We start from the raw sequence: 10,556 nt of genomic DNA on the forward strand, positions 1-10,556 counted from the left end.
GAGGTGGTAGAACACGCCGCCAACATCGGCACCCTGCAGATGGGCGAACTGGCCAACAACGTCGCCAACGGCGTGGACACCTACACCCTGCTGCAACCGATCGGCGTGTGCGCCGGCATCACCCCGTTCAACTTCCCGGCGATGATCCCACTGTGGATGTTCCCCATGGCCATCGCCTGCGGTAACACCTTCGTCCTCAAGCCCTCCGAGCAGGACCCGCTGGTGACCATGCGCCTGGTCGAGCTGGCGCTGGAAGCCGGCATCCCGAAAGGCGTGCTGAACGTGATCCACGGCGGCGTCGATGCGGTAAACCTGATCTGCGACCACCCGGACATTAAGGCCGTGTCCTTCGTCGGCTCCACCAAGGTGGGCACCCACGTCTACAACCGCGCCACCCTGAACGGCAAGCGCGCGCAATGCATGATGGGCGCCAAGAACCACGCCATCGTCCTGCCCGACGCGAACAAGCAGCAGACCCTGAACAACCTGCTGGGTGCCTCCTTCGGCGCCGCCGGCCAGCGCTGCATGGCCCTGCCGGTCGTAATCCTGGTAGGCGAGGCGCAGACCTGGCTGCCGGACCTGGTGGAAAAGGCCACGACCCTCAAGGTCAATGCCGGCGTCGAGCCGGGTACCGATATCGGCCCGGTGGTGTCCTGCGCGGCGTTGGACCGCATCAGCGGCCTGATTGCCACCGGCATCGAGGAAGGCGCCAAGCTGGTCCTGGACGGCCGCAACCCGAGCGTACCCGGTTATCTGGAAGGCAACTTCGTCGGCCCGACCATCTTCTCCGGCGTTACCCCGTCGATGACCATCTACCGCGAGGAGATCTTCGGGCCGGTGCTCTGCGTGGTGAACGCCGCCTCCCTGGACGAGGCCATCTCCTTCATCAATGCCAACCCGAACGGCAACGGCACCGCGCTCTTCACCCGCTCCGGCGCCGCCGCACGCCACTTCCAGGAAGAGATCGACGTGGGTCAGGTCGGCATCAACGTACCGATTCCGGTGCCGGTCCCGCTGTTCTCCTTCAGCGGCTCCCGCGCCTCCAAGCTCGGCGACCTCGGCCCCTACGGCAAGCAAGTGGTGCTGTTCTACACCCAGACCAAGACCATCACCCAGCGCTGGTTCGACGAGAGCGATGTCGGCGGCGCAGTGAACACAACCATTACCCTCAAGTGAGGCTTCAGGGGCGGGCTATGAACCGCCCCTGATTAAGGAGACCTCTAAATGGCATTCGAATCTCTACTTGTTGAAGTCCATGGCCGCGTTGGCCTGATTACATTAAACCGACCCAAAGCGCTCAATGCGTTAAACGTCAATCTGATAGACGAAATCAACCGGGCACTAGACGGCCTGGATCGCGATCCCAACGTCGGTTGCATGGTGATTACCGGTTCTTCCAAGGCCTTCGCGGCCGGCGCCGACATCAAGGAAATGGTCGACATGGCCTATCCGCAAGTGTTCCTTGATGACTTCTTTTCTGCAGCAGATCGCATTGCAGCCCGACGCAAACCCCTGATCGCCGCTGTTGCTGGCTATGCGCTGGGTGGCGGCTGCGAGCTGGCGCTGATGTGCGACTTCATCTACGCCGCTGACAACGCTCGTTTTGCCCTGCCAGAGATCACCCTTGGTGTTTTACCCGGGATCGGCGGAACCCAACGCTTGGCTCGTGCCATTGGCAAGGCCAAGGCCATGGAGATGTGCCTAAGTGGTCGACAAATGGATGCCCAGGAGGCAGAGCGCGCCGGCTTGGTTGCACGCGTACTGCCGGTTGAGCTCCTCCTCGAGGAAACGCTGAAAAGCGCTGCAGCCATAGCAGAGAAATCTATGCCGGCAGCCATGCTGATCAAGGAGTCAGTTAATCGCGCCTTCGAAGGCAGCTTGGCGGAAGGTATCCGGTTCGAGCGTCGAGTATTCCACTCCACTTTTGCCAACGCAGATCAAAGGGAAGGCATGAGTGCCTTCGTTGAAAAGCGTACTCCCCACTTCATTCACCGCTGAAATTTCTGGCCCTACCTCAAGAGGACGCCAACATGCATATCGGATTCCTTGGCCTCGGCAACATGGGCGGCCCCATGGCCCGCAACCTGCTCAAGGCCGGCCACACCCTCACCGTATTCGACCCCTCGCCGCTGGCGACCGCCGCACTCGTAGAGCTCGGCGCCCGCACCTCCAACAGCCCGGCGGAGCTGGCCCGCGATGGCGTCGCCGCGATCATCACCATGCTGCCCACCGCGGCCCACGTGAAGGATGTCTACCTGGGCGCCGAAGGCCTATTGGCCAACGTCCAGCCGGGCGTGCTGCTGATCGACAGCTCGACCATCGACCCGCTCAGCGCCCGCGAAGTGGCCAAAGCCGCCGCCTCCCAGGGCAATCCCATGCTCGACGCGCCGGTTTCCGGTGGCACAGGTGGCGCGGCGGCTGGCACCCTGACTTTCATGGTCGGCGGCACCGTCAGCGCCTTCGACGAGGCCCACCTGCTGCTCGCCGCCATGGGCAAGAACATCGTCTACTGTGGTGACACAGGCAACGGCCAGGTGGCCAAGATCGCCAACAACATGCTGCTAGGCATCTCCATGGTCGGCGTCGCCGAAGCCATGGCGCTGGGCGTTGCCCTGGGCATGGACGCGAAAGTCCTGGCCGGCATCATCAACACCTCCAGCGGCCGCTGCTGGAGCTCGGAAATCAACAACCCGTTCCCCGGCGTGCTGGAAAACGCCCCGGCGTCCCGCGGCTACAGCGGCGGTTTCGGCACCGATCTAATGCTTAAGGACCTAGGCCTGGCCACCGAAGCCGCGCGCCATGCGAAACAACCGGTGGTGCTCGGCGCCGCGGCCCAGCAGCTGTACCAGACCTTCAGCCTACAGGGTCACGGCGGCCTGGACTTCTCCGCAATCATCAGCCTGTTCCGTCGGGAAGCCTGAGCATGAGTGAGCACGAGGCACCGGTACTGGCCAGTGTGCGCAACCGCGTCGGTCACCTGACCCTCAACCGCCCGGCCGGGTTGAACACCCTGACCCTGCCCATGGTGCGCCTGCTACAGCGCCACCTGTGGGCCTGGGAACTCGACCCGGACATCGTCGCGGTGGTCATTCGCGGCGCTGGTGAGAAAGCGTTCTGCGCCGGCGGCGATATCCGCATGCTCTACGAGAGCCATGCCACCGGCGACAACCAGCACCAACTGTTCCTCGAAGAGGAATACGCGCTCGACGAATACCTGCACGGCTATTCCAAGCCTGTGATGGCCCTAATGGATGGATTCGTGCTTGGCGGCGGTATGGGCCTGGCCCAGGCCGCGTCGCTGCGGGTTATCACCGAGCGCACCCGCATGGGCATGCCGGAAGTCGGCATCGGCTTCTTCCCGGATGTTGGCGGCAGCTACTTCCTGCCGCGCCTGCCCGGCGAACTGGGCGTCTACCTGGGCGTCATCGGCTGCCAGGTGCGCGCCGCCGATGCCCTCTACACCGGACTGGCCGACTATTGCCTGCCCAGCGAACGCATCGCTGAGCTGGATCAGGCGCTGGACACCCTCAACTGGAGCTTCGCGCCGCAGGAAAACCTCCACCAGTTGCTGGCCGGCCTCGCCACCGAGCGCATCCCTGGATCGGAGCTGAAGGCCTATCGCCAAGTTATCGACGAAATTTTTTCACTTCCCAATCTCAAGGAGATCCGCACGGCGCTGCAGTCCGACACCCGGCCCGGTGTACAAGATTGGGCAGAGGAAACGCTCCGCCTGCTCAACAAGAATTCCCCACTCGCCATGGCTGTGACCCTCAAGCTGCTGCGCTGCGGTCGATGCCTTAGTCTGGCTGACTGTGTCGATCTTGAGCTGCATCTTGACCGCCAGTGGTTCGACAAGGGCGACCTGATAGAGGGCATTCGCGCCCTGATCATCGATAAGGACAAAAACCCACGCTGGAACCCACCGAACCTTGAGGAGTTACAGGATGAACGGGTGAAAGCCTTTTTTGCAGGCTTTCATACCCGTCGAACCTCTGCAATAGCTGCTAAGCGGCCAGAAACTTAATAGCGCCAGGCACGACCGATCCGCTGGAGACCTTTAATGCACGATATCGAACTCACCGAAGAACAACACATGATCCGCGACATGGCGCGGGACTTCGCCCGCGCTGAAGTCGCGCCCCACGCACAGGCCTGGGAAAAGGCTGGCTGGATAGACGACGACCTGGTGCAGCAGATGGGCGAGCTGGGCCTGCTCGGCATGGTGGTGCCCGAGGAATGGGGCGGCAGCTATATCGACTATGTGGCCTATGCCCTGGCGGTGGAAGAAATCTCCGCCGGCGACGGTGCGCTCGGCGCCCTGATGAGTATCCACAACTCCGTGGGCTGCGGGCCCATCCTCAACTACGGAAGCCAGGCGCAGAAGGACTTGTGGCTGCCGCAGCTGGCGAGCGGCACCGCCATCGGTTGCTTCTGCCTCACCGAACCCCAGGCGGGTTCGGAAGCGCACAATCTGCGCACCCGCGCCGAGCTGGTGGACGGTCACTGGGTGCTGAACGGCGCCAAACAGTTTGTCAGCAATGGCAAGCGTGCCAAGCTCGCCATCGTCTTCGCCGTGACCGATCCGGAACTGGGCAAGAAGGGCCTCTCCGCATTCCTGGTCCCCACCGACACCCCCGGCTTCGTGGTGGACCGCAGCGAGCACAAAATGGGGATCAAGGCCTCCGATACCTGCGCCGTCACCCTGAGCGATTGTCGCATTCCGGAAGAGAACCTGCTGGGCCTGCGCGGCAAAGGCCTCGCCATTGCCCTGTCCAACCTCGAAGGCGGCCGCATCGGCATCGCCGCCCAGGCCCTAGGCATCGCCCGTGCGGCCTTCGAGGCGGCGCTCGGTTATGCACGGGAACGGGTGCAGTTCGGCAAGCCGATCATCGAGCACCAGAGCATCGGCAACTTGTTGGCAGACATGCACACCCGCCTCAACGCCGCGCGGCTGATGATTCTCCACGCCGCCCGCCTGAAGAGCGCCGGCCTGCCCTGCCTCTCGGAAGCCTCGCAGGCCAAGCTGTTCGCCTCGGAAATCGCTGAGCAGGTGTGCTCCAGCGCGATCCAGATCCACGGCGGCTACGGCTACCTGGAGGACTACCCGGTGGAGAAGTACTACCGCGATGCGCGCATCACCCAGATCTACGAAGGCTCCAGTGAAGTGCAGCGGCTGCTGATCGCTCGGGAAATGGCTAATTACACTTTATAGAACCTCTTGTGGGCGCCTCAGCGGTGCCCACAAGCGCCCCAACTATGCACCCATGATCATCACAAACATCCAAGAATCGCTAGAAGCAGTACCTCTGGCGGCGAATAACACTGTTAGCTGTAGCCACATCGATGAAGATCTGATGTCCATGTCCATTACTTTGTTTGACGAGCTGCAGCCATCCACTCTCAGCCAACCTATAAGTACTACTGGCTCCCCAAAACGCTATCAACAAACACGCGAGAAAGCTCTGGAGCTGTTCGCTAAGCGTGGCTATAGCCGAGTTAGCATGCGTGATTTGGCAGAGTTCATGGGCATTCGTGCCGGCTCTCTCTACAACCACATCGAAAGCAAAGAAGCCTTGCTGTTCGAGCTAATCGAGGAACTATATGAGCAGTTGCTAGATGGCGCGCTGGAATTAACCCACCGGGACGTCTCCCCCACAGCACGACTGCTTCTCCTCACTGAAACCCATCTCCAACTACACAACGGTATGGGCGCACACTTCCGTCTGGCGGAGTACGACGTACACTACCTCAATAACGATCACCAGGAACGGATCCTAAAGTTGCGTCAACTCTATGAGGCGGTGCTAATAAAAACCGTTGAGCAACTAACTGGAGAGCCAGCATGCATGCTCCGACGCGCCGGCCTAGCTAGCATCGTTTCACAGCTTAACCAGTTACCGGCTTGGTTCGGAGAGGCACCAACTGGCAATACGGCAAAGTTTGAGATGCTGCGCGAAATGATTATTGGATCCATACGAGGCGTGCTCCAGGCCACCCAGCGTGTAGCTAACTCGGTAGCTCAAACCGGTGGCAGATAGCTCATCGATGTTGACTCGCCCATCAGTAGCGGCTGGTTAAGTTCGACGCAGCCCCGCAGGTATTCGGCTACCTGAGTAATACGACGGAGTTTACGTAGATCCTCGCTATAATAGATCCAGAACTGCCGCACTACCTCGATCTCACCCGGAAGAACTTCGCACAGACGCTGGTTCTGTCCTGCTAGAAAGCAGGGAAGAATTGCAAGCGCTCTTCCCTCCAGCGCTGCATGGTAATGAGCAATCACACTAGTACTACGCAGTTGGCGTACCGCTCCGGGTACAAGGTCATTTAAGTAGAGAAGCTTGGGGCTGAAGGCTAAGTCTTCAACGTAGGAGATGAACGTGTGCCCGGCCAAGCTTTCGAGGCTGAGAATCGGCGCATGATTGGCCAAGTACTCAGGAGTGGCATACAAGCGAAGACGGTAGTCGCAAAGCTTAGAACAGACATACGGCCCCCGTTGCGGGCGCTCCAGCGTAATAGCGATATCAGCCTCGCGCCTAGACAAGCTCACAAAGTGTGGCACCGGGAGGATATCCAATGAGATGTGTGGATGGCGGTCTTGGAATCGACTCATATGTTGAGTGATGAAACTGGAGCCGAATCCCTCAGTGCAACCGATACGCACATGCCCAGACAGTTCCAAGCCAGCGCCTGAAACTTGCTCGCAGGCTGCCTGTAGGGTGCTTTCAAGAGTCTCGGCGTAGCTCAGCATGCGCTGCCCTTCTAGCGTGAGCACAAAACCCGCAGCCCTAGATTTCTCGAATAGCAGTGCACCCAGGTTCTGCTCCAGAACACGGACTCGACGCGAGACTGTGGTGTAGTCAACGCCCAGCCTTCGAGAAGCAGCACTGGCGGTACCGGTGCGCGCCACTTCTAAGAAAAAGCGCAGGTCATCCCAATTTAGACGCTCGAGGCTGGCGCGATTTGGCATATTTTCCTCCAGTTCGCACGATCAGGGCTTAGCTAGCACGACCCACAGCAGTCGCGCCTCTTTTATCAACGCAAATGTTGACTCGCGAGAACCTTTACACCCTCTCGACAAAAAATCAAGTCCGACCGAACGCCGCCAGCCGCAGCGGGAACCTACACGCGCGTTCAAACAGATTGAGATGTCCTGAGGGCATTGAACAGCATCGCTAGCTGCGCCGTATTCTTGGCAGGGCCAGGGACTCGTCCCCCTCACACATTTTAGGGCTGGACCATCCGAACGCTTGACCGTCCCGTATAAGGTTCACGGGGCCACTATCAGACCACCGTCAAGGGGAATAACCGTCCCAGTAAGATAGGCGCTTGCACGGGAGATTAAATAGATGGCAGTGCCGCCAATATCAGTTGCACTGCCAAACCGATGAGCAGGTATACCATCCAACACTGCGCGCTCAACTTCAGCATCAGCGATGACCCCGGCGGTCAGGTCGCTTGGGAAAAAACCCGGGGCAATGGCGTTAACGTTGATGTTCCGCGAACGTAGATCTGATGCCAGCGTGCGGCTAAGCTGATGAATGGCAGCCTTGCTGCAACCATAGGCATAGGCGCCCCCGAAACTTTTTCCGAGAATGCCACCCACTGAACCGATGTTGATTATACGTGCCGGATCGTCAGCTGTGCCGGCCTTCTCCAGCAGGGGACACAGTGCCTGGATCAGGAGAAACGGCGATTGCAGGTTGAGGCTCATCACCGCAGACCAGTCTTTCTCTGTGACAGAACCCAGTGGCGGCGCATGAAATACACCGGCGTTGTTAATCAGCGCGTCCAGTTTGGAGCAGCGGGCCTGCACGGCGCGAAACAGATCAGCCAGATGATCATCGCGCACAAGGTCACACTCAATGAATTCGAACCCCCCGTACTCTGCCAGTTCATTGTTCAGACTGTCTGCCGCAGCATGATCGCGCCCAGCGACCATCACCCGGCAGCCTGCCGCTACCAGGCAGCGGGTAATCATTGCACCGATGCCCTTGGCCCCACCTGTAACCAACACTGTTCTGCCGGCGACGGAAAACAATCCAGAAATGCCATTCCAAGACATAAATCTGAGCTCCTTGTCAGTTTAGTGCTACAAGATGTGAAATGGCTGCCAAACAGCAGCCATTTGCGGTCGGATCAATACAGCAAAACAACGCAATTTGATCCTTAGTGCGACCTGCTTTGATTAGAACTGGCAAAGCTAGGCGGAGAAGACCACCACCTAGCCTTTCGTTCTACGATGTTTTGACGCGGGGAATCACTTCTTGCGCCAGTCGCTGCAGCGACTCGAAATAGGGTTCCGGGTTGTCGATATTGTCATGCGAGTTGACGATGACCTGACCGCAGCCACCAGTGCGCTCGATCATTGCCTCGATCTTTCGCGTCACGGTTTCCGGCGAACCACAGAGCCAGACATGGTCGGCAAGGAAGTCCATATCTATCTGACTGGGATCAATATCCACACCAGCATCCGCGATGATGCCCGGGAACAGATTGAACTTCTTGTAGATCGGGAACAGATAGTGCTCCCAAGTCTTGGCCATGCCACTGGCCTTGGCGCGCCGGCGGGCCTCAGCATCGGAGTCGGCAATGAAGATCTCCCGCGTCACACGGAAGCGCGACGTTTCCGGAGTAAAGCCCTTGGACTGCATAGCTGTGGCCCAAGTGTCGTAATGAGAACGCATAACCTCATGACCACCGAAGAAGGAGATCGGGCTGTAGTTGCGCTCACCAGCCCACTTCAGCGACGAGGAGTTTTTGGTCAGACCGGTAACGGCAATTTCCAGTGCCTCGCGGCCACCCCAGGGGCTGTTGTCCGCGATCTCCACATCGTATTCGGGCATGGTATCCGGCCCAGGGAAGCCGGCCTGGAAGAACTTGCCCTTCTCCATGAAAGGTTTGCGCGCCCAGACCTTCTCCATAAGATCCAGCGCCTCAAACATCTGCTCTTGCAGCGGACCAATGCCTTCGAAACCGTGCAGGATGGCATCGGTGTGATGCCCACCGGGCGCCACACCAAGGAAATAGCGACCCTCAAGAATCTGTGACAGCCAACCAACCTGAATCGCCAGACTGGCCGGGTTGTGATAGGGCAGCAGGTGCGCCATCGGCGCAAAACGGATGTTTTTGGTGATCGGCGCTGCGGCACCGATGATGATCTCCGGACAGGGAATGTTTTCCCAAGCCAGAGTCGCATGCTCACCGATCATGAAATCGGCAAAACCCGCCTCATCACAGACTTGTGCCAGCTTGAGAGACCAATCAAACATCTCCCGCGCAGTGCGGTGAGGAAGATTATAGGGAGTATGGAAAAATCCGCATTGCATAGTCATTACCTCTTGTTATTGTTTAGCCTGTCAGACTGGCTTGCCAGGCAAACCAGCCATGCAATCACTTAAACCAACGTGCCTTCGGCATCCTTGGTCGCGAAGCGAGGAGCCACCAGGCTGGCAAACTTTTCCAGTTCCTCGTTGTTCTGCTCCGGGTCCAGGTGACCCTGACCGAACATCAGGAACAGCTCGTTGAAGCCCAGGCGGTCGTGGGCGCGGCCGATCTGATCGGCGATCTCGTCAGCCGAGCCGATCAGCACGTTCGGCATTTTCTGGCCGAACGGAATGAACCACTTGTCCCAGAACCACTTATGCTCGGCCATCAACTGCTTGGCCTTGTCCTTGTCATCGGTCAGCATCAGGAAACCGCCCCAGGCAGCAACATCCTCACGGGCAACCTCCCGCTCGTGCTGGCGTGCGGTATCGGCATAGCGGGTCCACAGGGCATCGCAAAAGTCCAGGTCGGAAGCCAGCACGATTGGCTTGCCGCCTTCCCGGGCCCACATGTCGACGGTGCGCATGCTGCCGGCAAAGCCGCCGTAAATTTTCGGGTGGGGACTCTGGTAGCACTTCGGCGCAATGCCGATCTGGCGCACGATGCCATCTGCATCCATGCCCTTGCCCATGCTGGCATAGGCCGGGTGACCGGCAGAGCCGCCATTTGGCGGGAACTCCCAGTGTTTGCCCTTGTGGCTAAACACGTCATTGGCCCAGGCCTTCTTGATGACCTGCAGCGACTCCTCGAAGACTTCGCGGTTCAGCGCATCTTGCTCGTCGCGGGCCTTGGCGTTGTCCGGCGTAGTGGCGCTGACACCCGGACGCGCAGCATAGGAGTCGACCCAGCGCGCATGGTAGCCACGGGTGAAACCAACCATCAGGCGCCCTTGGAGCATGTGGTCAAGGGTGGCGATTTCTTCGGCGATACGCACCGGGTTATGGGTCGGCAGGGTGTACCCCATGATGCCGGCCTTCATCCGCTTGGAATGCAGGCCCACATAGAGACTGAACATGCCGGGATGGTTGTTGATCTCAAAACCTTCGATCTGCAGGTGGTGCTCAGGCTGGCAATAGCCTGCATAACCAAGCTCATCCGCCAGACGAACGTAATCACGCACTTCGGATAGAAAGCGCTGATACAACTCAGGACGCTGCCCAGCCATACCCGCTTCCAGCTCATAACGACGACCGATTACACCTGTTTGCATCAAATGAAACTTCATTGCG

Annotated in this window: 10 protein-coding genes; 6 read left to right on the forward strand and 4 right to left on the reverse strand. The window is 59.3% G+C overall.

The features are described 5' to 3' along the window. From E8E75_RS07295 to E8E75_RS07320, 6 genes are all read left to right on the forward strand, one after another. Nucleotides 1–1,176: CoA-acylating methylmalonate-semialdehyde dehydrogenase (locus E8E75_RS07295; protein WP_280358398.1), on the forward strand; the 1,176-nt coding region annotated here is incomplete at its 5' end. A gap of 48 nt (nt 1,177–1,224) precedes the next feature. Next, nucleotides 1,225–1,998, forward strand: coding sequence for an enoyl-CoA hydratase (locus E8E75_RS07300; RefSeq protein WP_179060123.1), 774 nt, complete (start codon nt 1,225–1,227; stop codon nt 1,996–1,998). Nucleotides 1,999–2,030: 32 nt separating this feature from the next. Next, nucleotides 2,031–2,921, forward strand: coding sequence for a 3-hydroxyisobutyrate dehydrogenase (gene mmsB / locus E8E75_RS07305; protein WP_179060124.1), 891 nt, complete (start codon nt 2,031–2,033; stop codon nt 2,919–2,921). 2 nt (nt 2,922–2,923) lie between these two features. Next, complete coding sequence (locus E8E75_RS07310) at nt 2,924–4,024, forward strand: enoyl-CoA hydratase/isomerase family protein (protein WP_179060125.1); 1,101 nt, start codon at nt 2,924–2,926, stop codon at nt 4,022–4,024. Between the two features lie 36 nt (nt 4,025–4,060). After that, a complete protein-coding gene (locus tag E8E75_RS07315; protein WP_179060126.1) occupies nt 4,061–5,212 on the forward strand; it encodes an acyl-CoA dehydrogenase family protein in 1,152 nt (383 codons plus the stop codon). A 52-nt stretch (nt 5,213–5,264) separates the two neighbouring features. Beyond that, nucleotides 5,265–6,038 carry a TetR/AcrR family transcriptional regulator gene (locus tag E8E75_RS07320; RefSeq protein ID WP_256873404.1) on the forward strand — a complete coding sequence of 258 codons (774 nt, stop codon included), beginning with the start codon at nt 5,265–5,267 and terminating at the stop codon, nt 6,036–6,038. On the opposite strand, the gene E8E75_RS07325 is transcribed toward E8E75_RS07320, so the two are convergent. From E8E75_RS07325 to E8E75_RS07340, 4 genes are all read right to left on the reverse strand, one after another. Then, a complete protein-coding gene (locus E8E75_RS07325; RefSeq protein WP_179060127.1) occupies nt 6,020–6,970 on the reverse strand; it encodes a LysR family transcriptional regulator in 951 nt (316 codons plus the stop codon). The two genes, E8E75_RS07320 and E8E75_RS07325, sit on opposite strands and share 19 nt — an antisense overlap. Before the next feature lie 300 nt (nt 6,971–7,270). Further along, nucleotides 7,271–8,065, reverse strand: a complete 795-nt coding sequence (locus E8E75_RS07330) for an SDR family oxidoreductase (RefSeq protein WP_280358403.1) — start codon at nt 8,063–8,065, stop codon at nt 7,271–7,273. Between the two features lie 172 nt (nt 8,066–8,237). Further along, complete coding sequence (locus tag E8E75_RS07335) at nt 8,238–9,329, reverse strand: LLM class flavin-dependent oxidoreductase (RefSeq protein WP_179060129.1); 1,092 nt, start codon at nt 9,327–9,329, stop codon at nt 8,238–8,240. A gap of 68 nt (nt 9,330–9,397) precedes the next feature. Continuing rightward, nucleotides 9,398–10,556, reverse strand: a 1,159-nt coding sequence (locus E8E75_RS07340; protein ID WP_218649258.1) for an LLM class flavin-dependent oxidoreductase, incomplete at its 5' end; no start/stop codon positions are given.

The organism is Pseudomonas sp. BN606 (assembly GCF_029873115.1).
Lineage (GTDB): Bacteria > Pseudomonadota > Gammaproteobacteria > Pseudomonadales > Pseudomonadaceae > Metapseudomonas.